This window comes from Streptomyces sp. NPDC007875 (assembly GCF_042868035.1).
Classification (GTDB): domain Bacteria; phylum Actinomycetota; class Actinomycetes; order Streptomycetales; family Streptomycetaceae; genus Streptomyces; species Streptomyces antimycoticus.
Window position 1 is genome coordinate 17,572 of the sequence record NZ_JBIADZ010000025.1, and the last position, 25,596, is coordinate 43,167.

The following is a 25,596-nucleotide window of genomic DNA, read 5'->3' on the forward strand; positions in this document are numbered from 1 at the left end:
GATGGGGAAGAACCACGTGACGCACCTCGTGTGGGACTGGAACGGCACGCTGTTCCACGACATCGACGCCGTGATCTCGGCGACGAACGCGTCGTTCGGAGAGGTCGGCCTGCCGCCGATCACCCTCGAGCGCTATCGCGACCTGTACTGCGTCCCGGTTCCGCGCTTCTATGAGCGGCTGATGGGGCGGCTGCCCACCGACGAGGAGTGGGCGGTCATGGACGAGGCGTTCCACCGGCACTATTGGGCGCTGGCCGAGAGCGCCGGGCTGGCGATCGGCGCCCGGCAGCTGCTCGTCGAGTGGCAGGAGGCGGGTCTCACCCAGTCGCTGTGCTCACTGGCCCCGCATGAGCATCTGGTCCCGCTGGTGCGGACGCATGGCATCGAGCGCCATTTCATCCGGGTGGACGGCCGCGTCGGCCAGAGCAACACCGGCAAGGCCGAGCAGATGATGCGCCATATCGCCGAGCTCGAAGGGGTGCCCCCGCGGCGGATGGTGGTGATCGGGGACGCCGTGGATGACGCGGTGGCGGCACGTCATGTGGGGGCGCGGGCCGTGCTCTACACGGGCGGTTCGCACAGCCGGGTCAGTCTGGAGGCGGCCGGGGTGCCGGTCGTGGACACGCTCGAGGAGGCCGTACGGGAGGCCGAGCGCATGGCCGACGAGTAAGCCGGAGCGGCGCGTCGGGAGTCAGCCTTGGGGCGCTGGGCGGGGGCCGCCGCTAGGGGCCACCCGGACTCCTCGGGGCCCGTCCTGGACTTCCTCGGCGTCCGTCTCAGGCTCTTCACCACCTCGTGCGCCCCCTCTTGCCTCCATACGCCCCCGCGCGGCCACAGCCCCCCACCACCCCTCACACCACCGGCGCCTTCGTCCGCAGCACCGCCAGGAACTCCCGCATCCACGCCGGATGGTCCGGCCAGGCCCGTGAGGAGACCAGCGAGCCGTCGACCACGACCTCCGCGTCCTGGTACTCCGCCCCGGCCGCCTGCATGTCCGGCTCCAGCGCCGGATACGCGGTGACCCGCCGCCCGCTCAGGCCGCCCACGGCCGCCGTCAGCAGCGGGCCGTGGCAGATCTGCGCCACCGGCTTGTCCGCGTCGAAGAACGCCTTGCAGATCTTGCGCAGCTCGGGGTCGTTGCGCAGATACTCCGGGGCCCGGCCGCCCGGGATCACGAGGGCTCCGTACTGACCTGGGTCGACCTCGGAGAAGGCGAGGTCGGCGGGGAGCGTGTAGCCCGGCTTCTCGGTGTAGGTGTCGAAACCCTCCTCGAAGTCATGGACCACGAGGCGCAGCGTCTTGCGGGTCGGGGCCGCGATATGGACCTCGTACCCTTCCTCGCGCAGCCGCTGGTAGGGGTAGAGCACCTCCAGGGATTCGGCCGCGTCGCCGGTCACCAGAAGGATCTTCGCAGTCATGTCGCCCGTGCTGCCTGTGCCGTCCGTGCCGCCGGTGCCACCCATACCGCCCACCTCCACGTTCACGTCCACGCTTACCACCGTCCCGATCACGGTGCACCCGCGCCGGCGCGTTGCCAAGAGGGCATGATCCGCACATCATCCGTTCGCGCGCGCCTGTGGTCGCTGTCCATTTCGTCAAACTTCAGGGCTCGGTTTTGTACACGAACGGCTCATGACGACCCCCTGGGGAGGAGCGATAGCCTTACTGCGTGATCAGCGCGATAGTCCGTGAGGGCAACGAGGCCCTCGCTCCGCGCCCGGAGCCCCACCGGCCCCGGGCCCGAGCCGCCGCTGACCCGTGGCGCGTGGGTTCTTGGTCACTTACGGCCCAGTACACCCCGGCCATTCCCCGATCCGGCATACCGTCGTCAACGACCGGATTTTTCGCGTCGCGGCGTCATGCCACCGCCATCGATGTCACGCAACGGCGCGCGACAGGAGCCAGAGGACATGCAGACCAAGCTGGACGAAGCCAAGGCCGAGTTGCTCGAACGGGCCGCCCGGGTCGCTGAGAACAGCCCTGCCGGGGGAAAACCGGTTCAGGGCCCAGGACCGGAGACCCTGACCGCATACCTCCAGCACTACTACCTGCACACGCCTCCGGAGGACCTCGCCGACCGCGACCCGGTTGACGTCTTCGGTGCGGCGCTCTCCCACTACCGGCTCGCCGAGGTGCGTCCGCAAGGCACGGCGAACGTCCGTGTGCACACCCCGACCGTCGAGGAGCACGGCTGGACCTGCAGCCACTCCGTGGTCGAGGTGGTCACCGACGACATGCCGTTCCTGGTCGACTCGGTCACCAATGAGCTCACCCGCCAGGGGCGCGGCATCCATGTCGTGATCCACCCGCAGGTGATCGTGCGCCGTGACATCACCGGCAAGCTGATCGAGCTGCTCGATGTCTCCCCGGACGCCCCGGCCAGGAAGAAGCTCCCGCATGACGCGGTCGTGGAGTCCTGGATCCATGTCGAGACCGACCGCGAGACCGACCGCGGCGATCTGAAGCAGATCACCGCCGATCTCCTGCGCGTCCTGTCCGATGTCCGCGAGGCGGTCGAGGACTGGGAGAAGATGCGCGAGTCCGCGCTGCGCATCGCCGAGGGCCTGCCGGACGAGCCCAAGGCCGCCGAGGTCCGCGAGGAGGAGGTCGAGGAGGCCCGTGAGCTGCTGCGCTGGCTCGCCGACGACCACTTCACCTTCATCGGCTTCCGCGAGTACGAGCTGACCCAGGTCCCCACCGAGGCCGGTGGCGAGGAGGACGTGCTGACCGCGGTGCCCGGCACGGGCCTGGGCATCCTCCGCTCCGATCCGCAGCACAAGGACAGCGACGAGAGCACCCACGGGGGCCCGGGGTCGCCGTCCTTCAACCGGCTTCCGGCCGACGCCCGCGCCAAGGCGCGTGAGCGCAAGCTGCTGGTGCTGACCAAGGCGAACAGCCGCGCCACCGTCCACCGCCCCTCGTACCTCGACTACATCGGCGTGAAGAAGTTCGACGCCGAGGGCAATGTGATCGGCGAGCGCCGCTTCCTGGGGCTGTTCTCCTCCGCCGCGTACACCGAGTCGGTGCGCCGGGTCCCGGTCATCCGCCGCAAGGTCGTCGAGGTGCTCGCGGGCGCGGGCTTCGCGCCCAACAGCCACGACGGCCGGGATCTGCTGCAGATCCTGGAGACCTACCCGCGCGATGAGCTCTTCCAGACCCCGGTCGACCAGCTCCGCTCGATCGTCACCAGCGTGCTCTACCTCCAGGAGCGCCGCCGGCTGCGGCTGTTCCTCCGCCAGGACGAGTACGGGCGCTACTACTCCGCGCTGGTCTATCTGCCGCGTGATCGTTTCACCACCGATGTGCGGCTGCGGCTGACCGACATCCTGCTGGAGGAGCTGAGCGGCCGTCCGCCGGTCGACTTCACCGCCCTGCACACCGAATCGGTGCTCTCGCGGCTGCACTTCGTGGTCCGCCTCCAGCCCGGCACCGAGCTGCCCGACCTCACCGACGCCGATGTGGAGCGGATCGAGAGCCGGCTGGTCGAGGCCGCCCGCTCCTGGGCCGACGGCTTCGCCGAGGCGCTGGTCTCCGAGGTCGGCGAGGAGCGCGCGGCCGAGCTGCTGCGCCGCTATCAGCACGCCTTCCCCGAGGGGTACAAGGCGGACCACACCCCGCGCGGCGCCGTGGCCGACCTCCAGCACCTGGAGCGGCTGAAGGACCGGGGCAAGGAATTCGGGCTCAGCCTCTACGAGCCGGTGGGCGCGGCCCATGCCGAGCGCCGTTTCAAGATCTACCGGGCCGGGGCCCAGATCTCGCTGTCCGCGGTGCTCCCCGTGCTCAACACCCTCGGCGTCGAGGTGGTCGACGAGCGCCCGTACGAGCTGCGCTGCTCGGACAAGACCACCGCCTGGGTCTACGACTTCGGGTTGCGGCTGCCCCTGCGCGAGGGCGAGGCGCTGGCCGACGACGCCCGTGAGCGCTTCCAGAACGCGTTCGCCGCGGTGTGGACCGGGCAGGCCGAGAGCGACAACTTCAACCAGCTGGTGCTGGGCGCCGGGCTGGACTGGCGGCAGGCGATGGTGCTGCGGGCCTACGCCAAGTATCTGCGGCAGGCCGGCTCCACCTTCAGCCAGTCGTACATGGAGGACACCCTCCGCAACAATGTGCACACCACCCGGCTGCTGGTCTCCCTCTTCGAGGCGCGGATGTCGCCGGAGCGGCAGCGGGCGGGCGTGGAGCTGACCGACGCCCTGCTGGAGGAGCTGGACGCGGCGCTGGACCAGGTGGCCTCGCTGGACGAGGACCGCATCCTGCGCTCCTTCCTCACCCTGATCAAGGCCACTCTGCGGACGAACCACTTCCAGATGAACGGGGACGGCAGGCCGCACGACTACCTGTCGATCAAGCTGGACCCGCAGGCCGTGCCCGATCTGCCCGCGCCCCGCCCGGCGTACGAGATCTGGGTGTACTCGCCGCGGGTCGAGGGTGTGCATCTGCGGTTCGGCAAGGTCGCGCGCGGTGGCTTGCGCTGGTCCGACCGGCGTGAGGACTTCCGTACCGAGATCCTCGGCCTGGTCAAGGCGCAGATGGTGAAGAACACCGTCATCGTGCCGGTGGGCGCCAAGGGCGGCTTCGTCGGCAAGCGGCTGCCGGATCCGTCCGTCGACCGCGACGCCTGGATGGCCGAGGGCATCGCCTGCTACAAGACCTTCATCTCCGGTCTGCTCGACATCACCGACAACCTGGTCGCGGGCCAGGTCGAGCCGCCCAAGGACGTGGTCCGCCACGACGGGGACGACACCTATCTCGTCGTCGCCGCCGACAAGGGCACCGCGACCTTCTCCGACATCGCCAACGACGTCGCCCAGGCGTACGGCTTCTGGCTCGGCGACGCCTTCGCCTCCGGCGGCTCCGCCGGATACGACCACAAGGGCATGGGCATCACCGCCCGCGGTGCCTGGGAGTCGGTCAAGCGCCACTTCCGCGAGCTGGGCCATGACACCCAGACCCAGGACTTCACCGTCGTGGGCGTCGGCGACATGTCGGGTGATGTGTTCGGCAACGGCATGCTGCTGAGCGAGAACATCCGGCTGATCGCCGCCTTCGACCACCGGCATATCTTCCTGGACCCCAACCCGGACGCGGCCACCTCCTACGCCGAGCGCCGCCGCCTGTTCGAGCTGCCGCGCTCCTCGTGGGAGGACTACGACACCGAGCTGCTGTCGGCGGGCGGCGGCATCCACCCCCGTACCGCCAAGGCCATCCCGATCACCCCGCAGGTGCGGGCCGCGCTCGGCATCGAGAAGCGGGTCGCCAAGATGACCCCGGCCGATCTGATGAAGACGATCCTCAAGGCCCCGGTCGACCTGCTGTGGAACGGCGGAATCGGCACCTACGTCAAGGCGTCCACCGAATCGCACGGCGATGTCGGCGACAAGGCCAATGACGCGATCCGGGTGGACGGCCAGGACCTGCGGGTCAAGGTCGTCGGCGAGGGCGGCAACCTGGGCCTGACCCAGCTGGGCCGGATCGAGTTCGCCGCGGGCGGCGGCCGGATCAACACCGACGCGATCGACAACAGCGCCGGTGTGGACACCTCCGACCACGAGGTGAACATCAAGATCCTGCTCAACGCCCTGGTCACCGAGGGCGACCTCACCCTCAAGCAGCGCAACAAGCTGCTCGCCGAGATGACCGACGAGGTCGGCGCGCTGGTGCTGCGCAACAACTACGCGCAGAACGTGGCCCTGGCCAACTCCGTCGTCCAGGCCCCCAGCCTGCTCCACGCCCACCAGCGGCTGATGCGCCGCCTGGGCCGGGAGGGGCGGCTGGACCGGGCGCTGGAGTTCCTGCCCACCGACCGCCAGATCCGCGAGCGGCTCTCCGCCGGGCGCGGTCTGAGCCAGCCCGAGCTGGCCGTGCTGCTCGCCTATGTCAAGATCACGGTGGCCGACGAGCTGATCACCACCGGGTTGCCCGACGATCCGTATCTGCAGCGGCTGCTGCACGCCTACTTCCCGCAGGCGCTGCGGGAGCGGTTCCCCGAGTACATCGACGGCCATGCCCTGCGGCGCGAGATCATCACCACGGTGCTGGTCAACGACACGCTCAACACCGCCGGGACGACCTTCCTGCACCGGATGCGGGAGGAGAGCGGGGCCTCCACCGAGGAGGTCGTGCGCGCCCAGACCGCGGCCCGCGCGATCTTCGAGCTGAACCAGGTGTGGGACGAGGTCGAGGCGCTGGACACGGTCGTCGACGCCGACATCCAGACCAGGATGCGGCTGCACTCGCGGCGGCTGGTCGAGCGCGGCACCCGCTGGCTGCTCAACAACCGGCCGCAGCCGCTGGCGCTCGCCGAGACCATCGACTTCTTCGGCGAGCGGGTCGCCGCGGTCCGGGCGCAGATGCCCAAGCTGCTGCGCGGCTCCGACATCGAGTGGTACCAGCGGATCTACGACGAGATCACCGCGGCGGGCGTCCCGGAGGACCTGGCCACCCGGGTGGCGGGCTTCTCCTCGGCCTTCCCGACGCTGGACATCGTCGCCATCGCGGACCGCACCGGCAAGGAGCCGCTGGCGGTCGCCGAGGTCTACTACGACCTGGCCGACCGGCTGCGGATCAGCCAGCTGATGGACCGGATCATCGAGCTGCCGCGCGCCGACCGGTGGCAGTCCATGGCCCGGGTCTCCATCCGCGAGGACCTGTACGCGGCCCAGGCCGCCCTGACCTCCGATGTGCTGTCGGTGGGCAACGGCGGCTCCACGCCCGAGCAGCGCTTCAAGGCGTGGGAGGAGAAGAACGCCGCGATCCTGCAGCGTGCGCGCACCACGCTCGATGAGATCCAGTCGTCGGAGACCTTCGACCTGGCCAATCTGTCGGTCGCGATGCGGACGATGCGGACGCTGCTGCGCACGCATAGCTGATCCTCCACCGAGCTGACACCGCGCCGCCCGGGGCCCCGCGCCCCGGGCGGCGCGGTGCGTCCGAGCCATGACCCGCGGCGACGCATGGCCCCTGCGCGGCACTTGTCCGCGACATCGGGCCAGGGCCCGGGTGTCTGGGGGCGCGGCGCCGTACGTCCGTGAAGCGCGGCGCCGCGCCAATGCGGAGGGAAGGCCGCGGGAGGAGGATGTGGCGGGCTCCGACGCCGCAGGCGGACTTCATGTCCGCCGGGGGCGTTTGTCACCCGCTTGGGCGCCCGTCCAACGACCGAGCGGGCATACCGGGACGAACCCACCTAGCGTGGGTGGTCAGTGAGTGCTTCGCACCTCGAACCGCCGTCGCGTCCCGAGGAGCCTTATGCCCCGCTTCACCATCGTCATCGCCGCCTATCGCGTCCAGGGCTATCTGAGCGCCTGCCTGGATTCCGCGCTGAGCCAGTCGTGTCAGGACGTGGAGGTGGTCGCCGTCGACGACTGCTCGCCGGACCACTGCGGCGCGATCATCGACGCGTACGCGGCGCGCGACAGCCGGGTCGTGCCCGTGCACCAGCGGGTCAACTCCGGGCCGGGCCGGGCCCGTAACGCCGGTGTCGAGCGGGCCCGCGGGGACTATCTGCTCTTCCTGGACGGGGACGACACCCTCGCCCCAGGCACCCTCCAGGGCCTCGCCGACCGGCTGGCCCTCACCCATGACCCGGACATCCTCTACTTCAACCATGTGCGCACCTACTGGTCGGAGCGCCGGGCCCCCAGCCTCTTCGGGGATCTGCTGGCATCGGCGGGCACCGATGTCTTCTCCGTCGTCGAACGCCCGGAATTCCTGCGGCTGTTCGCCATGTCGTCCAACCGCGTCTACCGACGGGATTTCTACACCCGTCATGGCTTCGCGTTCAGCGAGGGCATCTACGAGGACGCCCTGCTCTCGTACAAGACGATGCTCACCGCGCGGCGAATAGCGTGTGTCGACCTGGTGGGCCTGGAATACCGGCAGCGGCGGGTCGGGGCCAGTACGGGAAGCCCCGGGGAGAAGCACTTCGTCATCTTCCAGCAGTACGCCCGGCTCTTCGACTTCCTCGACGACCACCCGCGGCTGGACCCTTTGCGCCCGCTGCTCTTCGAACGGGCCGTCTCGCATTTCCTGTTCTGTCTGGACCGGACGTCCCGGGTGGCGACGGCGGACCGGCCGCGCTTCTTCGGACGGGCCGCCGCGTGGTACCGCGACCGGCTGCCCGCCGGGTTCACCCCGCCGGTCGAGGGCCGGTGGCGCTTCGAGGCGCTGGCGTCCGGCTCCTTCCTCCGCTACCGGGAACGCGAACTGGGAGTACGGGCGGCCGCCGGGGCCCGCAAGCTGCGCCGGACCGTCCGGCCGCCCCTGGCCGCACGCGCCAAGCGGGGCCTGTACCGGCTGCACCGCCAGCGCCCCGTGGACCCCCTGCTGGCCGTCTACTCCGCGTACTGGGGCCGTGGGGTGCTGTGCAATCCGGGGGCGATCTACTACAAGGCGCGGGAGCTGGCACCGGAGATCCACGGGGTGTGGGCGGTCAAGAAGTCGGAGATCGAGTCCCTCCCGGAAGGTGTCGACTACGTCGTCACCGGTACCCGCGACTTCTACCGCACGGTGGCCCGCGCGAAATACCTCATCAACAACGTCAACTTCCCCAATGAGGTGGTGAAACGGCCGGGCACGGTGCATCTGCAGACCTTCCACGGCACTCCGCTCAAATGCATGGGGCTGGACCAGCAGCACTATCCGGCCGCCGCGGGCGGCATGAGTTTCGGCAATCTGCTCAAGCGCATCGACCGCTGGGACGTCGCCCTCTCCTCCAATCCCCACTCCAGCCAGATCTGGGAGCGGGTCTATCCCGCCGCGTACCGGCTGCTGGAATACGGATATCCGCGCAATGACGTCTTCTTCACGGCGTCGGAGGAGGACATCCGGCGGATCCGCGGGGAGTTGGGCATCCCGGCCGGGAACACCGCCCTCCTCTACGCGCCCACTCTCCGCGACTACCAGAAGGGGTTCACCCCCCGGCTGGACCTGGAGCGGCTCAGCCGCGAACTCGGCCCGCGGACCACGCTGCTGGTGCGGGCCCACTACTCCTACCGGCCGCAGGACCAGCTGGCCCGGCTCCAGGAGGCCGGGCTGGTGATCGACGTCTCCCACCACCCGTCGGCGGAGCAACTGTGCCTGGCGGCCGACGCGCTGATCACCGACTACTCGTCGATGATGTTCGACTACGCCCTCCTGGACCGCCCCATCGTCATCTACGCCGACGACTGGGACATCTACCGGTCCTCCCGCGGGGTCTACTTCGACCTCCTCTCGGGATCTCCCGGCGAGACCCCGGGGGCCGTCGCCCGCACCGAGCGGGAGCTGGTCGAGGTCTTCCGCGAGGGCCGCTGGTGCGACGCGGACGCGAGCGCGCTGCGCACCGCCTTCCGGGCCCGCTTCTGCCGGTTCGACGACGGCCACGCCGCCGAACGGGTGGTACGGACCCTGATGCTGGGCCAGGACGACACGGCGCTCCCTCTCGCGCCCGCGCCGCGGACGCGGCTCCTGTCGGCCGGTGGCGACAGCACCCCGGCGGGGCCGCGCGGCGGCGTCCTCACCGCCGAGTGACCCCGACCCCCGACCCCGACCCGTCGAGAGCCCGGAGTCAGGAGGCCGTCATGCCCGCTGTATCCCGACCTCGTGTCAGTGTGATCATCCCCGCCTACAACGCCCTGCCGGAGCTGACCCGCGCCGTCACCTCCGCGATGGACCAGACCCTGGGCCCGGACCGGGTCGAGATCATCGCGGTGGACGACGGTTCGACCGACGGCACCGGCGAGGAGCTGGAGCGGCTCGCCCGCACCTGCTCCGCGCTGCGCGTCATCCACCAGGAGAACTCCGGCTGCGCGGGCATACCCCGCAACACCGGACTGGACCACGCCCGGGGCGACTTCGTCTTCTTCCTCGACTCCGATGACTATCTGGGGCCGGACGCGCTGCGCCGCATGGTCGCCATGGCCGACGCCCACGGCACCGACATCGTGCTGGGCAAGATCGCATCCGTCGGGGGACGGGCCGTGCCCCGGGCCGTCTTCCAGCACAACCAGCCCCGTACCGACGTCTTCTCCTCCCACGCCTATCTGACCCTGGGCCCGTGGAAGCTGTTCCGCCGCTCCCTCATCGAGCGGCTGCACCTGCGCTTCCCGCCCTACCGCAACTGCGAGGACAAGCCGTTCACCGCGGCCGCCTACCTCAACGCCTCCGGCATCTCGGTGGTCGCCGACTACGACTGCTACTACGTCCGCTACCGCGAGAACCGCAACAACCTCACCCTCACCGCCGCCGATCTCGCCCATCGCATGGACGGCACCCGGCTGTGCTTCGAGACCGTGGCCCGCTATCTGGAACCGGGCCCGCGCCGGGACCAGATCATGCGCCGCCATGTGGAGTGGGAGCTGTGCGGTCCGCTGCGCGCCCTGCTGCCCCGCGAGAGCGAACAGGAGGCGCGGGAGCGGTTCTTCCCGGAGTTCCGGCACTGGGCGAGGACGTGGGTGAGCGACGCACTCTTCCAGCGGCTCGACGCCCCTGACCGGCTGCTGATCCAGCTGCTGCGCGCCGACCGCTTCGAGGAGGTGCTGACCGTGGCCCGGAACGCGGGGCGGGACGGGCGGCGCGGCCATCTCGTCGACAAGGGCCGGGTCTACTGGCTCCATCCGTTCTTCCGGGACCATGCCGCCGCCGTCCCCGACGTCTGCTTCGACGTGACCGACCGGCTGCCGGTCCAGCACCACCTGGAGGCGGCGAGCTGGCACGGCGGGGCGCTGCGGCTGGCCGGCCACGCCTATATCGAGGACGTCGACGCCCTGGACCCGGCCACCGAGATCGTGCTGCGCAAGTACCGGGCCGACCGCCCCGAGGTGCGGCTGCCCACCACGCCGTGCCTCTCCGCCAACCCGCTGCCCGGGGAGGGGCGGCGGTACGGGATGGCGGGCTTCACCGCCGAGATCGACCCGGCCACCGCCGACGGCGGGGCCCCGCTGGAACGCGGGCTGTGGAACATCTACCTCGACGTCCGCGCCCAGGGCGTCAGCCGTACGGTGCGGTTCGGCAACCGCCGCGAGGGCGGTGAGGTCACCCATCCGTCCCGGCGCCGCGTCACCACGTCCCAGGGGGCGGAGGTGGTGGTGCCGTACTACACCCCGTACGGCAATCTCTCGCTCGATGTCGGCGAGGTCGCCCATCCCCTCGACCCGCCCTGCCAGGTGCTCCGGACCCTCTGGCGCACCCGGAGCACCCTGCTGGTCGGCGGACGGCTGACCGAGGAGGCCGTCCGGGACGGCGGGACGCTGCTGCTGCGCGCCGAGGGCGGGACGGGCACGGTGCACGAGCTGCCGGTGTGCTGTGAGCCCGGCGGCTCCTCGTCCGTCTTCACCGCCCGGCTGCCGGTCGGCAGGCTGGGGACGGGGCGCTGGACGCTGACGCTGATCATGGACGGCCCCGGCGAGGACGCGCCGCGCCGTGCCGCGGCCGTGCCGTACTTCGACCGGCTGGCCGCGACCCGCTGGCTCCGCTTCGGCTGCCGTCCGTACTACGCCAAGCCGGTGGCTCTGGGCCCGGCCCGGGCTCTCGGCCTGGAGGTGGCTCCGATCAAGGTCGCCACGGGGGTGCGGCGGCGGCTGCGGGGGTGAGCCACCGCCAACGCGGTCACCACCGCAGCCGGTTGCGTACGGCGGCGAGCAGCCGGACCGGCGCCACCCGCAGCTCCAACGTCACCTCGCCGCGCCCCATCAGCGGCTTGGCGTAGTACGGACGGCCGCGGCGCACCCAGCGGGCGCCGGGCAGCCGGGCGGGCGGCGGCACCGGCGCGGCGGGCGCGGGGCGCCCCGGGGCCTGGTCGCCGGGGCCGATGACGGCAAGCGTCACCGTCCAGCGGCCGCGGCCCAGGTCCCGCACCGGCAGCCGGGCGGTGAAGGCACCCGCCGGATGCCCCGCGGCGAACCGCACCGGATGGTCGAAAACCCTTCCGTCGGCGTGCTCGGCGCGCAGCCGCAGCAGCCGCCCGCGCGCCGGGGTGCCGGGCGGCAGCAGCCGTCCGGCGACGACCAGCGTGCCCTTGTCCGACGGATGCCATACGGCCTCGGTCACCTCGCAGGGCGCGCCGCGTGGGGCCGGGCCGATGTCGAGGGAGAGATTGCGGTACGGGCTGGTGAAGTACGGCGTGACCCGGGCGCGCAGCCCGGGCCCGGCGGCCACCACCCGGCGCGCGGTGCCGATGTCGAGGGTGTCGTCATGGCGGTTGCCGAACCGCACGGTGCGGCTGATGCCCTGGGCGCGGACGTCGAGGAAGACGTCCCAGACACCGGGACGCAGCGGTGCCCCGCCGTCGGCGGCGGCGATGTTCACATCGGCCGTGAACTCCGCCGGGTCGTCCTCCGCCGTGGCCACCGCCGGGATCCGCACCTCGTCCCGTGCCTCGCGGCGGCGCAGCACCAGCTCGGCGCGGTCCTCCTCGGGGTCGGTCTCCAGCCCGTTGATGGCCGCCCGGCCGCGCACCCGCAGGGTGCTGCGGTCGTGCCAGGCGGCGCCCGCGAGGTGGTGGCGGACCGGCAGCCGGTCGGTGACGTCGAAGCAGGCGTCGGGGACCTCGGCGTCGGGGTCGCGGAAGAAGGGGTGGAGCCAGTAGACGCTGCCCTTCTCGACCAGATGGCCGCACCGGGCGTCCCTTTTGGCGTTGCGCACGACGGACAGCAGATCCTCGAAGCGGCCGGTGCGCAGCAGATGGACCATCAGCCGCTCGGGGGCGGTGAGGGTGGGGAAGAGCGTGTCGGAGCAGTGGGCCAGCGCCCATCGGCGCAGCTCGGGCAGGAACCGCTCGCGAGCCTCGGTCTCGTCCTCGCGCGGCAGCGCGCGCAGCGCCGGGCACAGCTCCCGCCGGATGTGGTGGAGCATGACCGTGTCGCGGCGGGTGCCGGGCCGGGTGTGCCGGGCGGCGGTCTCGAACAGCGGCCGCATGGCGTCGACGCGGTCGGCGAGACCGGCGGCGGTATGGCCCCGGCCCGGGCCCAGGTGGTAGCAGACGTAGTCGGCGACGACGGAGATGCCGGAGGCGTTGAGATAGGCGGCCGCGGTGAAGGGCTTGCCCTCGCCGTGGTGGAGGTGGGCGGGGAAGCGCAGCCGGAGCCGTTCGATCAGGGAGCGGCGGAAGAGCTTGCAGGGCTCCAGAGTGGCGTAGGCGTGGGAGCTGTGGGCGTCGGTGCGCAGCTGGTTGTGGCGGAAGACCGCCTTGGGGACGCCGCGTCCGTCCGGGGAGACCATCTTGCCCAGGACCACGTCGGTGCCGTTCTGGTCCGCCATCGCGACCATGCGGCGCAGCGCGTCGGGGGCCAGGCGGGCGTCGGCGTCCAGGAAGAAGACGAAGTCGCCGCGGGCGCGGGCCAGTCCGGTGTTGCGGGGGCCGCCGGCGCCGCCGCGGCAGGAGTGGGGGTTGCGGACGACATGGAGCGAGGGGCAGCCGGCGGCGAGTCGGTCCAGCTCCTCCGCGGTGCCGTCGGCCGATCCGTCGTCGACGGCGATGATGTCGAGTCGGCTGAGCCCGAGGGTCTGCTCCATGGCGGAGGTGACGGCCCGGGTGATCCCGGGCATGGCGTCACGGGCGGGGACGATCACGCTGACACGGGGAGGCGGGCCGGGGCGGTGATTGCGCGGCATGCTGGCTCCGGAGGGTATGCGGGGGGCTCAGGAGGTGTGGGAGGGGGCTCCTGGGGACGGGGCCTGGGGTGGAAGCTCATGGTGAGGGCCTGGGGTGAGGTCCGAGTGTGGGATGTGCTGCTACCGGGTGACGTACCTGTGGGGTGACGTACGTGTGGGGTGAGGTACCTGTGGGGTGTCGTGCTATCGGATGACGTACCTGTGGGATGTCGTGCTATCGGATGACGGACCAGCGTCCGGCGCCGGGGGGCGGGGCCGTGTGGGGGTCACGCAGCCGGACGACCGTCTCGCTCTTCTCGGCGAGCGCGTCGACGGCGTCGGTGAAGCGCTGGATGGACGGTGGGGTGGTGGGGCCGAGCAGAAACTCCTTCACCTCGTGGCGGGCGGTGCGCAGCTCGTCGAGGCACGGGTCGAAGAGCGGGCGCAGGAGGTCCTGCATGCCGGATGCCCCGGGATCGAGCAGATAGGCCGCCCTGGCCACGACGTTCTGCCGCCGGAATTCCTCCTCGCCGAGCCCCGCCGGAACGGTGAGCGCGTACGGCTTGAGGGTGGCGAGGAAGTCGCCGACCACGTCGGAGAGATCGCCGACCAGCAGATCGGCCTGGTCGAAGCAGGAGTGGAGGGTGGGCATGTCCCCCTCGATCACCTGGTGGAGCCAGGGCGGTGAGGCCGCCCAGTGGGCCTGGTGCCACTGCCGCCGCAGGCCCTCGGCCTCGGTGAGCAGGGCCGGATCGGGTGCGGCGCGGTCCCGCGTGAGCATGGCCTCGTCAGCGTCCGCCCGGCGCAGCCGCGCGTCCAGCGCCGCGATGCGCTTGGTCAGCTCGGCGCGACGGCGGGCGTCCTCGGTGCGCTGCGCCTCGGCGTCCTCGGGCGCCTCGCCGAGGGCGTCCGCGGTGCGCCGCTCGTTCGCGGCGTGGATCAGGGCGACGATACGGCGGTGGGCGGCGCGGGCCTCGGGGGTGCGGTGGCCGGTGGGGGGATGCGGCCGGTAGAGCACCCGCAGGGGGCGTTCGCTGTCCAGCAGCGCCCGTACGATCGGCTCACCCGCGGCGCCGTCCCCGGTGGGCGCGTACAGCACGGTGGGCAGGGGTGCGGGGGTGTGGCCGGTTCCGGCGACGCGCAGTCCGTCGAGCTGGGGGCGGCCGATCTCCACGATGTCGGCGTCCTCGACGCCGACCGCGGCCTGGACATGGCGCCGGCGCCCCGCCTCGCCCGCGACCCACACCTGGTCGTAGACCTTGCTGTACGGATCGATCGCGGCGGCCTCGTCGCCGTCGCCCCCGGGAGCCAGGAAGACGTGCTGCATGGTGGGGATCCGCAGGAGGTGGATGTTCCGGCCGGTGTTGGCGGGGTAGAGCGCGACCCGCACACCGCCCAGGTCCAGCCGCGACAGATGCGCGGCGCTCGGCACGCACAGCACCGGCAGCGGGGTCGGCTCCAGGGCCTCCAGCAGCTCCCGTTCGCGCACGATGACCAGGGACGGGGTGGGCAGCGCGGCCACCGGCCCCAGCCATCGGGTGAGCTGGTCGGCGCGGTCGCGCGGACCGGAGAAGTACAGCACCGTACGGGGGCGCCGATGGATCAGCCAGGCGTCGACCTCGGCCAGCACCTGGGCGGCGCCGGGCAGTCGGCGGATGGCCCGGACGAGGTACGGAACGAGGGCCACCACCGTGATCAGGCAGGATCCGGCGGCCAGGGTGAGCGCCGCCACCACCCAGCGGGCGTCGCCGGTCATCAGCGACGCGGTCAGCCCGAGCAGGGCCGACAGCTCGTAGACCAGCATCCGCTGACCGGGCCATTCGGTGAGTCGGCGGGGCGGCCGGTCGCTGATGTCCAGCCGCCGCAGATCGATGTTGCGGGCCGCGACCGCGAGGGCGCGGCGCCGCCGGATCAGCGTGATGAGCGCGGCGTGCAGGGCCTGCCCGGCCAGCAGACACAGCACCAGCGTCATGGCCGCGGCCAGCCCGATGGGGCCGGTGACATGGAGTCGGCCGAGCAGCAGAAGCAGCAGGACGCAGCGGATCTCGAAGCGGGACGTGGCACCCATGTGCAGCCGCGCCAGACGGGCCATCAGCCCCGGTTCGGTGCGGTGCAGCAGCAGCTCACAGCCGCAGCCGGCCAGCCCCGCCGCGGCGAAGACCCCTCCCGCCCCGGTGAGCGCCGCCACCGCCAGGGTCACCAGACACCCGGTCAGCGCGGCGAAGGCCACGAGACCGCGGGGGTTTTCGATACCGAGGCGGTTCATGACGCGTGCCCTTCGCGGCGGATGTGTCGTCCTGACTGCACACTGTAGGCGAATAGTCGTATTTATGCCTTTTGTTGTCGTGTGGAGTGGATGAGGGTGAAGGCGAGGGCGAGGGCGAGGGCGAGGGTAAGGGTGCGGAAGCGTGCTGGAATCTCCGTGCCGACGGCGATCATGTTCCCGATGGCCGTCATGCTCGGGCTGGGCCTGTGGGGCCTGGACCGGGGCACGATGTGGCGTGATGAGTCCGCGACGTACCAGATGGCACGGCGGACCCTCCCTCAGATCCGCGACGCACTCGGCACCGTGGACGCCGTCCACGGCCTCTACTACCTCCTGATGCACCCACTGCTGGCGCTGCACCCCTCCGAGGTGACCATGCGTCTGCCCTCGGTCCTGGCCGCCGTGGCCACCACCGCCCTCGTCGCCGCCCTCGGCTGTCGCCTAGCCCGCCCCCGGGTGGGCCTGTGGGCCGGCCTGCTCTACGCGGCCACGCCTGTGGTCACCCACTACGCCCAGGAGGGCCGCTCCTACGCACTGGTCGCGGCGGGCGCGGCGTGGGCGACGTATCTGCTGGTGGGCGCGGCGGGGCTCGGCCCGGGGGCCGGTCGGGTGGGCGCCCGGGGGGCCACTTCGGGGGGCGCCCCGGCGGACCGGCCTGCGCCGGGGCAGGCGCCCACGCCCGGGTTCGGGGCGGTGTCCCGAGCGGCTGGGCCTGCCGGAGCGGCAGGGCCGGACCGAGCGGCCGGGGAGGCGGACCGGGCGGCGTCGGGCGCACGCATCCGTTCGGCCGTACTGGTCCGCGGCGGCGTGCCTCGCGTCGCGCGGGCCGCCTCGGCACCGGGCCCGGAGCGGGCGGCGTCGGGAGCGGGGTGGCGGTGGGCGGCGTACGGAGGTGTCGTGGCCGTGACCGCGCTGCTGCACGTTTTCGCGGTGCTCATGCTCGCCGCGCACGCCCTGACGCTGCTCGTCTCGCGCGCCCCGCGCCGCGTGTGGTGGGGCTGGGGGAGCGCGGCGGCCGGGGCGGTGGGCGCGGTGGTGCCACTGGCGGCGCTGGCCCGGCGGCAGAGCGCGCAGATCGCCTGGATCCGCCATCCGACGCCGGGTCGGCTGTGGGCGGTGGTCGAGGAGTTCGCGGGGCCCAGCGCACTCGTCCTGGCCCTCGACCTCCTGCTGATCGCGGTCTCTGTGGTCCGCCCCCGATGGCGTTCGCTGACCGCGGTGGCCTTGCCCCTCTTCTGCGTCCCGCCCGTCCTCCTCTTCGCCCTCGCCCTCCACCGCCCCTGCTTCCACGAGCGCTATCTCCTCTTCGCCCTCGCGGGCATCCCCCTACTGGCGGCGGCGGGGGTGGACCGGCTGGCGGGGGTGCTGACCAATCGGCCTCGCGCCGTGGTGGGCTGGCGTCGGGCCGTGGTGGCGGCGGCCGGGGTTCTTGCGGTCGGCTGCGGCTTCGTCTGGCAGCTCCCGCTGCACCAGCGGGAGCGGGAGCCGTTGAGCCGTCAGGACGACCTGGCGGCGCTGGCCGAAGCGGTGGGCAGGCTCACCCGGCCGGGTGAGCCGGTGCTGTACGACCCGCCCAAGGAACGGCGGATCGCGATCGCCTATCCGCGCCCCCTTGCCGGGCTGCGCGACATCGCGCTGGGCACGCCCGGCCCCGCCTCCGGCACGCTCTACGGGGTCGACGTCGGCCCCTCCGAGCTGCTGCGGCGGCTCGGCGGGGCGCGGTCGGCATGGGTGATCGCGGCCGATGAGCCGGAGACACGCCGGGCGAAGGCGACCGTGCTGACCGGGCGCTTCCAACTGGCGTACTCGCTGTGCCTCCCCGGCATCCGGCTGGAGCACTATGTGCGGGCGGGGCCCGCCCGCTGAACGGAGCGCCCAGAGGGTCCCGAGGGCCCGGGGGTGTCACCGCTGAGCGAGGACCTCCGGAGTTCCGCTGCCCGAAAGCAAAGTCCCGAGGCTACGGCGGTCACCCGCCCGGCGAGCCGCTGTTGCGGGCCTCGCTGGTTACCCGCGGGGTGAACCGTTCCCCGAAGGCCCTGCCGGTCACCTGCGTGGTGAACCGCTCCCGGGGGCCCCGCTGATGGCCCGCACAGCGGATCGCCCCGGGGTTCGGGGCGGAGCCCCCTGGTTCGGGAAGGGGCGGGGTGGGGGGAAAGCCAGGGCCCGCCCGCGACCAGCGAACCCCCACCGCGAGCCCCACCTCCACCCCACCCCCCCACCCCCTCACCCCCGCAACGAACCACTGCCCGTCGCCTGGGCACCAGGCGCGCGCCGCGCCGGGACCACGGCACGCCGGGCAAGCGCGGCCGCACCCGCCAACCGCAGCAGCCCCGTCCGGGGCACCCGCGTCGCACCCCGCGGCGAGCGGTACGGCGCGTTCCAGCCGTAGGGGAACGACGCCTTGTCGGTGCTGATGATGTTGGTCGTCTCGTCGCACGCCAGAATCGCGATCAGCCACCGCCGCACCGCCCGGTGGAAGGCGGGGGTCAGCGGCCGCGGGGCCAGCAGCCAGTCACGGCACTGCCCGCTCACCGCGGACCGGTAGGTCGTCTCGTCGTAGCGGTGCCAGGGCGACTCCGGGGTGATCGGGTGGAGGGCGTAGTCCATGGCGGTCAGTGGCACGAGGGCGGTGCGCAGCGCGTTGTGGTCGGCGCCGGGGAGGAGTTCGCAGACGATCCAGGGACGGTGGCGGCGGATCGTCTCGTACGACCCGCGCAACACGGCCGCCTCGAGCGTCTCCACGTCGATCTTGATCAGATGCGGGGTGATGCCGCGTTCCCCGGTGAACGCGTCGACCGTCGTGACGGGCACCGTGACCGACTCGGTGTGCCGGCGGTGGGCCGGGTTGAGCGAGTTGGAGGACTCCGACTTGTGGGAGAAGTACAGCTCGGCGGTGCCCGGTTCGGCGGCCAGCGCGGTCTGCTGCACCTCGAAGCCGAGGCGGTTGCAGTCCCGGATCCGGCGGCACAGCGCGGCCGTCTCCGGGGTCGGCTCGAAGGCGATGGCCCGCGGCCCGCGCCCGCCGTTCCCGTACACCGCGCTGATCAGCGCCGAGTACAGCCCGATGTGCGCGCCGATGTCGTACACCGCGCTGCCCTCGGGCGCCTGCTGAGCCAGGGCCAGCAAGGTGGCCTGGGTGGTCGGCTCGTAGCCCGCGAGCCCGGCGCGCCGCAACTGCCGCTGCACGGCGGTCTGTTTGCGGCTGAGTACATTGAGCGCCCGCGGATACGGCCCGCCCGCCTCGAGGACGTCCGGGTTCAAGGGAAGGGTGATGGCGAGGGGCATGGCTGCCGCGTCTCCTGTCGGGTGACGGCCCGCTCCAGCGGGCTGGGGAGGGGGAAGTAGGCGTCGAGGAAGGGGCGGACCAGAGCCAGCTGGTCCTCGAGGTCGTGTTCGGAGGAGACCGTGTCGTTGAGGCAGAACGCCTGGCAGTGGCGCGCCCGCAGCAGTTTGGCCAGCCGGGCGCGGATGGTGGGCTGGGCCAGGTCGAAGTAGTCGTAGCGCAGCTGGGCGGGGACCGCGCGTCCGGTCAGGAAGGCGTAGTAGTGGTGGAGCGAGGACGGTACGGAGATGTCCGACGTCGACCGCACCCGGCTGGCCATGGTCGCGCGGACCGCGTCGGGGAACTCCTTCTCGATCTCGGCCAGGACGCTGGTGCGCAGGGCGTGCGGGGTGTGCTTCATCTTCTGGGTGACGGCCGGGCCGAACCGTTCCTCCAGCAGGGCCCGGTTGTTCTTGCCCGCCGCCGATACGGGGACGTCGCCGGGACCCACGGGGGTCAGCGGGATCAGCGCGCGGGACGGGAAGAACTTGGAGACGCCGTTGGCCAGGAAGAAGTCCTGCGGGGTGACCGGCGAGCCGAGGAAGACGTCGTCGTTGAAGTAGAGGAAGTGCTCGGCGAGCCCGTCGATGTGGTGCAGCCGGGTCTCGATGGCGTGGGAGTTGAAGGTGGGCAGCACACTGTCGTCGTCGAAGATGTCGTGGTGGTCAATGACGGTGATCCCCGGGTGGGAGACCGCGAGCCAGGCGGGCACCTGACGGTCGGTCACCAGATAGATGTGGCGCACCCAGGGGGCGTACATGTAGAGCGAGCGCAGGGAGTAGCGCAGCTCGTCGCGGTTGGCGTAGCGCGCGGCGTTGGCGGCCTGGGCGTGATAGCCCGCACCCGCGAGGGCCGCCCGCCGCCGCTGCCACTGCGGATCCGAACCGTCGACCCAGGTGTAGACGACATCGATGGGGAAGCGGACCTCGTCCGGCAGCCGGGTGAGGAACTCCGGGCGGGTGCGCACCAGCGGCCCCGGCTGCCAGCCGATGGCCGGGGCGAGCCGGGTGAACAGCTGGTCGGGGGCGCGGACCGGCTCGCCCACCAGCGGCACCGAGGCGGTGGTGCGGTTGAAGCGCGGCGCGATCAGCACCCCCTCCTCACCCTGCCCGCCGGGCTCCCAGAACTCGATGTCGCAGCCGTGCGCCGGGCCGAGGACCAGCCGTCCATCCGGCCCGGCGTGGAAGCGGGTGAAGCGGACCACGGGGGCGGCGGCCAGCCGCCGCCAGGCCCGTCGCGTACCGCCGAGCCGGGGCGGGGCCGTCGCCCGGCCCCGCCGCGGGGGCAGGGAGACATACCCGGCCTCCTCGGCGCACAGCGCGGACAGCGCCTTGACCACCTCCGCGCGCTGATCGGCCCGGACGCCCACGGCCGAGCCGACGTTGCTGTAGCAGCGGACCACGAAGTGGTCGATCCGCGCCCCGTCCAGGGCCTCGCACACCAGCCGCAGATTCTCTCCGCGCGCGAACAGCGGGGTGGGGGAGGGGGCCAGGGTCGCCACGAGGGCGCCCCGCCGGCTCGCGATCACCATCCGGTTGCCCCCCGCCAGCAGCCCGGCCCGGCGCATCCGCCGCCGCGCCCGGCGCAGCCGCAGCGCGCCGGAGGCGGCCGACAGCCCGCCGAGGCCCCGCATGGCCGCCCGGCGCAGCCCGGGGCCGGTCACGGCGACGACCGCGCGGCGCAGTGGCAGCGGGACCGTACGCCGGTATCCGCGCACCAGCGGCGGCGGGTCGGCGAGCCAGGGGCGGGGGGCGGCGGGCGGTGCGGTGAGGGGCATCGTGCGTCCTGGGTCGGGGCGTCGGGACGGCGGGCGCGGGGTCCTCGCGGTGGATGGGGCGCGGGGGCCGGTGGAGTTGGCGGGGGCTAGTGGGGGCGGCTCCGGTGGGGGAGTGAGGTGGCGGGCGCGGTGGCGGGGGTGGCGACCGGTGAGGCGGTCGGTGGGCCGGTCGGTGCGGCGCACACCACCCCGGCCCGCCGCGCCGTCCGGGGCTCGGCGGGCCGGTCGGGACCGGCGGGACCGGCAGCACCGGCGGGACCGTTCGGAAGGGTGCGGACGGCGGCGGGGGCCGGGCGGCGCTCGGCGAGCGGGACGACGGGCGGCAGCAGTGCGTGGCGCTCGCCGAGGAACACCCGGCGCACCACGCGTTCGGCCGCCCGCCCGTCGTCGTACGGGCAGAAGCGGGCCCGGAACGCGGCGCGCAGCGCGGCCGAGCGCGGACCGCACCAGGCGCCTCCGGCGAAGAGGGCGATCAGCTCGTCCTCGGTGCGGGAAACCGGGCCGGGCGGGGCGGCGGTGATGTCGAAGTAGGCGCCGCGGGCGGCGCGATAGGCGTCCCAGTCGTCGGCGTGGATGACGATGGGGCGGTCGAGGTTGGCGTAGTCGAACATGAGGGACGAGTAGTCGGTGATCAGCGCGTCGGCCGCCAGACACAGCTCCTCCACCCGGCCGTGCCCGGAGACGTCGAGCACCCGGCCGTTCCCCGGGACGTCGAGCCCCCGCCCGCTGGGGCTCACCGCGCCCGTGGCCGGGGCATGGAAGTAGTGCGTCCTGACCAGCAGGGTGAACCCGGGGCCCAGCGCGCGGGCCACCCGCTCCAGATCCAGCCGTGGCACATAGCGGCGCTGGTAGTCGCGGTGGGTCGGCGCGTACAGCACGGCGACGGTACCGGCGGGGATGCCCAGCCGGGCGCGCAGCCGGGCCACCTCGTCCTCGGTGGTGTGCTGGAAGACGTCGTTGCGCGGGGCGCCGTACGGGAGCGTGGTGTAGCCGGAGGGGTAGACCCGCTCCCAGACCAGGGTGGTGTGGCGGTTGGCGGAGAGGCTGTAGTCCCAGCGGTCCACCCGCTCCAGCAGCCGGCCGAAGTCCATGCCGCGGGCGGCGGCCGGGCGGTCCCGCAGATCCAGGCCCATGTGCTTGAGCGGGGTGCCGTGGTGGGTCTGGAGATGGATCTGACCGGGCCGTTTGCGCATCCCCTGGGTGAAGTTGACGTTGTTGACGAGGAAGCGGGCGCGGGCCAGCGCCGTCCAGTACGCGGCCGAGCCGGGGTGCAGCCGCCGCACCCCGGGCGGCAGGGTGTGCGCGTACTCGGGGGTGGTGATCCAGGCGGTGCGCACCCCCGGCGCCAGCTCACGGACCTTCGCCTCGATGGCCGCCGGATGGCAGGCGTAGCCCCGGTGCCAGTACGCGGCGAAGACGGCGAGCCCGGGATCGACGGGCCGGCACCGCTGCAGCCGGTAGTGCAGCCACAGCGCCGCCGCGCGCGCCCTCGCATACGCCGTACGGCCGCAGCCGGCGGTGCGGCGGCGCAGCCGGTCGGCGCCGCGCAGCAGCTGGTACGCCCGGCGGGCGCCCAGCCGCAGCAGCAGACCCCGCCACCGGGCGCGGCCGGACGGGGTGGCCGCGCCGAGCGGCCGGTAGCGGCGGTGGTGCGCGCCCGCCCGGCGGAAGAACTCGGCCCGGGCCCGCACCGGCAGCCGCCCCGGCGCGGCGGCGATCACACCGAAGTGGTCGACCATCCGCTGGAACAGCGCCGGGCGCCAGTGGGCCAGTCCGGGCCGGGCGTCGAGAAACCGGAACACCCGGTCGTACTGCTCGAACACATCGAGGTGGCGACGGCTGGTGGTGCGCAGGATCCCGCCGCGCCGCCGCTGCCGGTAGTGGACGCACACCCGGTCCAGGACGGCGATGGACTCGGCGGTGAGCAGCACGGGGAAGGTCCAGGGGGTGTCCTCGTAGAAGCCGGGCGGAAAGGCGAAGCCCTCCTTACGGACGAAGTCCCGGCGGTACGCCTTGTTCCAGGCGACCATCAGCAGCCGCAGCAGCTCGGGCCGCTGGTCGAGCCGGAAGACCTGACGGGTGTGAGGGTCCTCGGGATCTTCGGGATCCCCCTGCCGGAGCAGCTCGGCCCGGACGTTCCGCACGGCCTCGCCCGTCCAGTCCACGCGCGCGTAGTCGAAGACCAGCACCTGCGGCTCGCCGGTCCGCGCCAGCCGGTCGGCGATGGCGCGCAGCGAGCAGGGGGCGAGGGTGTCATCGCCGTCGAGGAAGAGCAGATAGTCGCCGGTGGCCCGGCGGATCCCGGCGTTCCGGGCCCGGCCGAGCCCCGCGTTCTCCGGCAGGTGGACGGGCCGCACGCGGGGGTCGCGCGCCGCTGCCTCGTCGATGATCGCGCCGCAGGCGTCCGGGGAGTGGTCGTCGACCGCGATCAGCTCGAGGTCCGTGAAGTCCTGTTCCAGCACGGACCGCAGACAGTCGTTCAGATACGGCTGGACCTCGTATGCGGGCACGATGACGCTGAACCGGGGCACGGGGCATCCCATCGGTCGACGCGGCAATGATGATTTCTCACACCATCATCTGAACGTCTGTCAGATGGGGCGGCGACGTGGCGGACCGCCCCGCAAAAGCCCCCCGTTCGGCCCAATGCCCGGCGGCTTCCGTGGTTGCGCTCGGCCTGGGGGCCTCCCCGGACGGGGCTTTCCCGTCGCCCGCTGCGCTCAGGTCCCTGCCCTCAGGAAACGGCTGTCCTGCGGTTGACTATTCCACTGTGAAGAACTAGTTTCCAATCAGGAAACTGGTTCGGTTGAAGCATGCGCAAGCTCCTGGAGGTACCCCATGTCCGACCGTGTGACCCCGCCCGCCGAGGCCGCTCGCGCACTGCGCGACATCGAGCGACTCCGAGCCCAGGGCCGCGCCTCGGAGCAGGAATCCCGCTGGGTCAGCGTCGTGTTCGGCGTCGCGCTCTTCGCCGAGCTGGCGGCACCCGACTTCTTCGGTGACGACGTGCGCTCCGGGATCTCCCTGGCGGTCACCGCACTGATCGTGGCGTACGCGGTGATGCTGCGAACCCCCCGCGGCGGCGCCCTCCTGGGCCGGCCCACCCGCGTGCGCAGGAGCGAAATCTCCCCGCGTTTCGCGCGGCTGGCCCAGCTGACGATCGTCGCCGTCGTGCTGCTCGGCTTCGTCGGGGCACGCTTCCTGCCGGACCACCTGTTCCCGTACGCGGGGACGGTGGCGGGTGCGGTGCTCGGCGCCACCCTCATCGTCTTCGGCCGCAGTCTGCAGCGGGGGCTGAACTCCCTGGCGATGCGCGGCGACGGTAACGACGGCATGAACGGTCTCGCCCATGGATCCCGCTGACTTCGACACCGCCCTGCTCGACCCGACGCGGCTGTCGATCGTGTCGCTGCTGGTGAGTGTGGAGTGGGCCGAGTTCGGATGGGTGCGCGAGACGGTGGGCATGTCGCCCTCCGCGCTCTCCAAGCAGGTCAGCACGCTCGAGGCCCGGGGCTATGTCGAGGTGAAGAAGGGCTACGTGGGCAAGCGCCCCCGCACCTGGCTCGCCCTCACCCCGACCGGACGGGCCGCACTCGAAAGACATGTGGCGGCGCTGCACCGCGTCGTGGAGGAGTCGCAGCGGGCGGCCGCGGAGCGCCCCGACGCCTGATCAGCATTGGCGGGGCCGTTCCGCGGATGGATCGCATGCGTGCGCCGCCAAGGCGGGCGTCTGGTCCGGGCCGGGGGAGCTGACGTTCCCGTCGTTGGCTGCCCGGCCGCCGACGCGTCGGACGGCGCGCGTGGGGCGCCCCAGGGCGACGCCCGCCAGGACCATGGCCAGCCCGCATATTTGCTGCATGGTCAGCGCCTCTCCGGCGAGCGCCGTGCCGAGCAGCACGCCCGTCACGGGGTTGAGGAGTCCGATCAGGCCCACGGTGCCCGCGGGCAGATGGCGCAGTCCGGTGAACCAGGCGGTGAAGGCCAGGGCGGTGGCCACCAGGGCGACGTAGCAGAACGCGATGCATACGGATGGCGAGAGCGCGGGCGGAGTGCCCTCCACGGCCGCGGCCACCGGAAGCAGGAACAGCCCTCCTGCGGTGAGCTGCCAGGCGGTCGAGGCGAGCAGATCGGCGTTGCCGCTCCACCGCTTGGTCAGGACGTGGCCGAAGGATGACACCAGTACGGCGGTCGCCGAGGCAAGGATCCCCGGCACGCTCGCCCCTGCCCCCATGAGCAACATGAGACATACACCGGCGAGCCCGATCACGGCACCGGACAGGGGCGCGGCCCGGGGCCGCTCGGCCACCAGGGGCCATGCGATGAACATCATCGTCAGCGGGGACACCGCCATGACCGTCGAGGCGACGCTCGTCGGCAGCAGCTGCGAGGCGGCATAGACCAGGACGAAGAACACGCTCACATTGAGCAGCCCCAGCACGGCGGACCGCCACCACCACACGCCACGAGGCCGTCGCCGCCGCACGGCCAGCAGCGCGAGCCCCGCGGGCAGCGCCCGCAGGGCGGCCCCGTACAGCGGGTGGTCCGCCGGGAGGAACTCACGGGTGACGAAGTAGTTGGCCCCCCAGGCCACCGGCGCGACCGCGGTCAGCGCCACCCAGCGCACACTAGCTTCCATGGAAGACAATATAGCTTCCCAGGAAGCTA

General features: G+C 72.4%; 15 protein-coding genes. 7 read left to right on the top strand and 8 right to left on the bottom strand.

The window, feature by feature from the left end:
• The first annotated feature begins 1 nt into the window (after window position 1).
• Window positions 2-670 (top strand): HAD family hydrolase, encoded by a 669-nt coding sequence (locus tag ACFYOY_RS37060; protein ID WP_351903310.1) that lies wholly within the window; start codon window positions 2-4, stop codon window positions 668-670.
• A gap of 181 nt (window positions 671-851) precedes the next feature.
• On the opposite strand, the gene ACFYOY_RS37065 is transcribed toward ACFYOY_RS37060, so the two are convergent.
• The gene (locus ACFYOY_RS37065; protein ID WP_043241320.1) at window positions 852-1,418 is read right to left on the bottom strand and encodes a DJ-1/PfpI family protein; all 567 of its coding nucleotides are present in this window, start codon (window positions 1,416-1,418) and stop codon (window positions 852-854) included.
• A 492-nt stretch (window positions 1,419-1,910) separates the two neighbouring features.
• Here ACFYOY_RS37065 and ACFYOY_RS37070 point away from each other — a divergent pair, with 492 nt between their 5' ends.
• From ACFYOY_RS37070 to ACFYOY_RS37080, 3 genes are all read left to right on the top strand, one after another.
• Window positions 1,911-6,869 (top strand): NAD-glutamate dehydrogenase, encoded by a 4,959-nt coding sequence (locus ACFYOY_RS37070; protein ID WP_351903313.1) that lies wholly within the window; start codon window positions 1,911-1,913, stop codon window positions 6,867-6,869.
• A 376-nt stretch (window positions 6,870-7,245) separates the two neighbouring features.
• Window positions 7,246-9,507, top strand: a complete 2,262-nt coding sequence (locus ACFYOY_RS37075; protein WP_388592031.1) for a CDP-glycerol glycerophosphotransferase family protein — start codon at window positions 7,246-7,248, stop codon at window positions 9,505-9,507.
• Window positions 9,508-9,557: 50 nt separating this feature from the next.
• Complete coding sequence (locus ACFYOY_RS37080; RefSeq protein WP_351903319.1) at window positions 9,558-11,567, top strand: glycosyltransferase family 2 protein; 2,010 nt, start codon at window positions 9,558-9,560, stop codon at window positions 11,565-11,567.
• 16 nt (window positions 11,568-11,583) lie between these two features.
• On the opposite strand, the gene ACFYOY_RS37085 is transcribed toward ACFYOY_RS37080, so the two are convergent.
• The 3 genes from ACFYOY_RS37085 to ACFYOY_RS37095 form a co-directional block, all read right to left on the bottom strand.
• A complete protein-coding gene (locus ACFYOY_RS37085) occupies window positions 11,584-13,587 on the bottom strand; it encodes a glycosyltransferase (protein ID WP_388592033.1) in 2,004 nt (667 codons plus the stop codon).
• 214 nt (window positions 13,588-13,801) lie between these two features.
• Window positions 13,802-15,832 (bottom strand): hypothetical protein, encoded by a 2,031-nt coding sequence (locus ACFYOY_RS37090; RefSeq protein ID WP_388592035.1) that lies wholly within the window; start codon window positions 15,830-15,832, stop codon window positions 13,802-13,804.
• 62 nt (window positions 15,833-15,894) lie between these two features.
• A complete protein-coding gene (locus ACFYOY_RS37095) occupies window positions 15,895-16,023 on the bottom strand; it encodes a hypothetical protein (protein ID WP_388592037.1) in 129 nt (42 codons plus the stop codon).
• Between ACFYOY_RS37095 and ACFYOY_RS37100 the strand changes: the two genes are divergently transcribed.
• A complete protein-coding gene (locus tag ACFYOY_RS37100; protein WP_388592039.1) occupies window positions 16,013-17,698 on the top strand; it encodes a hypothetical protein in 1,686 nt (561 codons plus the stop codon). The two genes, ACFYOY_RS37095 and ACFYOY_RS37100, sit on opposite strands and share 11 nt — an antisense overlap.
• A 357-nt stretch (window positions 17,699-18,055) precedes the next feature.
• Here ACFYOY_RS37100 and ACFYOY_RS37105 read toward each other — a convergent pair whose 3' ends face one another.
• From ACFYOY_RS37105 to ACFYOY_RS37115, 3 genes are all read right to left on the bottom strand, one after another.
• A complete protein-coding gene (locus tag ACFYOY_RS37105) occupies window positions 18,056-19,117 on the bottom strand; it encodes an FkbM family methyltransferase (RefSeq protein ID WP_351903334.1) in 1,062 nt (353 codons plus the stop codon).
• Window positions 19,090-20,931, bottom strand: a complete 1,842-nt coding sequence (locus tag ACFYOY_RS37110; RefSeq protein WP_388592041.1) for a stealth family protein — start codon at window positions 20,929-20,931, stop codon at window positions 19,090-19,092. Before ACFYOY_RS37110 ends, ACFYOY_RS37105 begins: the two co-directional genes overlap by 28 nt.
• An 86-nt stretch (window positions 20,932-21,017) precedes the next feature.
• Entirely contained in the window at window positions 21,018-23,462 is a 2,445-nt protein-coding gene (locus tag ACFYOY_RS37115) for a CDP-glycerol glycerophosphotransferase family protein (RefSeq protein WP_388592043.1), read from the bottom strand.
• A gap of 307 nt (window positions 23,463-23,769) precedes the next feature.
• Between ACFYOY_RS37115 and ACFYOY_RS37120 the strand changes: the two genes are divergently transcribed.
• Both ACFYOY_RS37120 and ACFYOY_RS37125 read left to right on the top strand, forming a co-directional pair.
• On the top strand, window positions 23,770-24,294 hold the full coding sequence (locus ACFYOY_RS37120) for a hypothetical protein (protein ID WP_351903343.1): 525 nt from the start codon (window positions 23,770-23,772) through the stop codon (window positions 24,292-24,294).
• A complete protein-coding gene (locus ACFYOY_RS37125; RefSeq protein ID WP_014061154.1) occupies window positions 24,281-24,601 on the top strand; it encodes a transcriptional regulator in 321 nt (106 codons plus the stop codon). The genes ACFYOY_RS37120 and ACFYOY_RS37125 overlap by 14 nt, the downstream gene beginning before the upstream one ends.
• Here ACFYOY_RS37125 and ACFYOY_RS37130 read toward each other — a convergent pair whose 3' ends face one another.
• Window positions 24,602-25,567, bottom strand: a complete 966-nt coding sequence (locus tag ACFYOY_RS37130) for a DMT family transporter (RefSeq protein ID WP_388592046.1) — start codon at window positions 25,565-25,567, stop codon at window positions 24,602-24,604.
• Window positions 25,568-25,596: the final 29 nt, after the last annotated feature.

What these genes read in the sequence shown, in the direction of transcription:
- ACFYOY_RS37060 (WP_351903310.1), top strand. Translation starts at nt 2, where the DNA reads ATGGGGAAGAACCACGTGACGCACCTCGTGTGGGACTGGAACGGCACG.
- ACFYOY_RS37065 (WP_043241320.1), bottom strand. Translation starts at nt 1,418, where the DNA reads ATGACTGCGAAGATCCTTCTGGTGACCGGCGACGCGGCCGAATCCCTG.
- ACFYOY_RS37070 (WP_351903313.1), top strand. Translation starts at nt 1,911, where the DNA reads ATGCAGACCAAGCTGGACGAAGCCAAGGCCGAGTTGCTCGAACGGGCC.
- ACFYOY_RS37075 (WP_388592031.1), top strand. Translation starts at nt 7,246, where the DNA reads ATGCCCCGCTTCACCATCGTCATCGCCGCCTATCGCGTCCAGGGCTAT.
- ACFYOY_RS37080 (WP_351903319.1), top strand. Translation starts at nt 9,558, where the DNA reads ATGCCCGCTGTATCCCGACCTCGTGTCAGTGTGATCATCCCCGCCTAC.
- ACFYOY_RS37085 (WP_388592033.1), bottom strand. Translation starts at nt 13,587, where the DNA reads ATGCCGCGCAATCACCGCCCCGGCCCGCCTCCCCGTGTCAGCGTGATC.
- ACFYOY_RS37090 (WP_388592035.1), bottom strand. Translation starts at nt 15,832, where the DNA reads ATGAACCGCCTCGGTATCGAAAACCCCCGCGGTCTCGTGGCCTTCGCC.
- ACFYOY_RS37100 (WP_388592039.1), top strand. Translation starts at nt 16,013, where the DNA reads ATGGCCGTCATGCTCGGGCTGGGCCTGTGGGGCCTGGACCGGGGCACG.
- ACFYOY_RS37095 (WP_388592037.1), bottom strand. Translation starts at nt 16,023, where the DNA reads ATGACGGCCATCGGGAACATGATCGCCGTCGGCACGGAGATTCCAGCA.
- ACFYOY_RS37105 (WP_351903334.1), bottom strand. Translation starts at nt 19,117, where the DNA reads ATGCCCCTCGCCATCACCCTTCCCTTGAACCCGGACGTCCTCGAGGCG.
- ACFYOY_RS37110 (WP_388592041.1), bottom strand. Translation starts at nt 20,931, where the DNA reads ATGCCCCTCACCGCACCGCCCGCCGCCCCCCGCCCCTGGCTCGCCGAC.
- ACFYOY_RS37120 (WP_351903343.1), top strand. Translation starts at nt 23,770, where the DNA reads ATGTCCGACCGTGTGACCCCGCCCGCCGAGGCCGCTCGCGCACTGCGC.
- ACFYOY_RS37125 (WP_014061154.1), top strand. Translation starts at nt 24,281, where the DNA reads ATGGATCCCGCTGACTTCGACACCGCCCTGCTCGACCCGACGCGGCTG.
- ACFYOY_RS37130 (WP_388592046.1), bottom strand. Translation starts at nt 25,567, where the DNA reads ATGGAAGCTAGTGTGCGCTGGGTGGCGCTGACCGCGGTCGCGCCGGTG.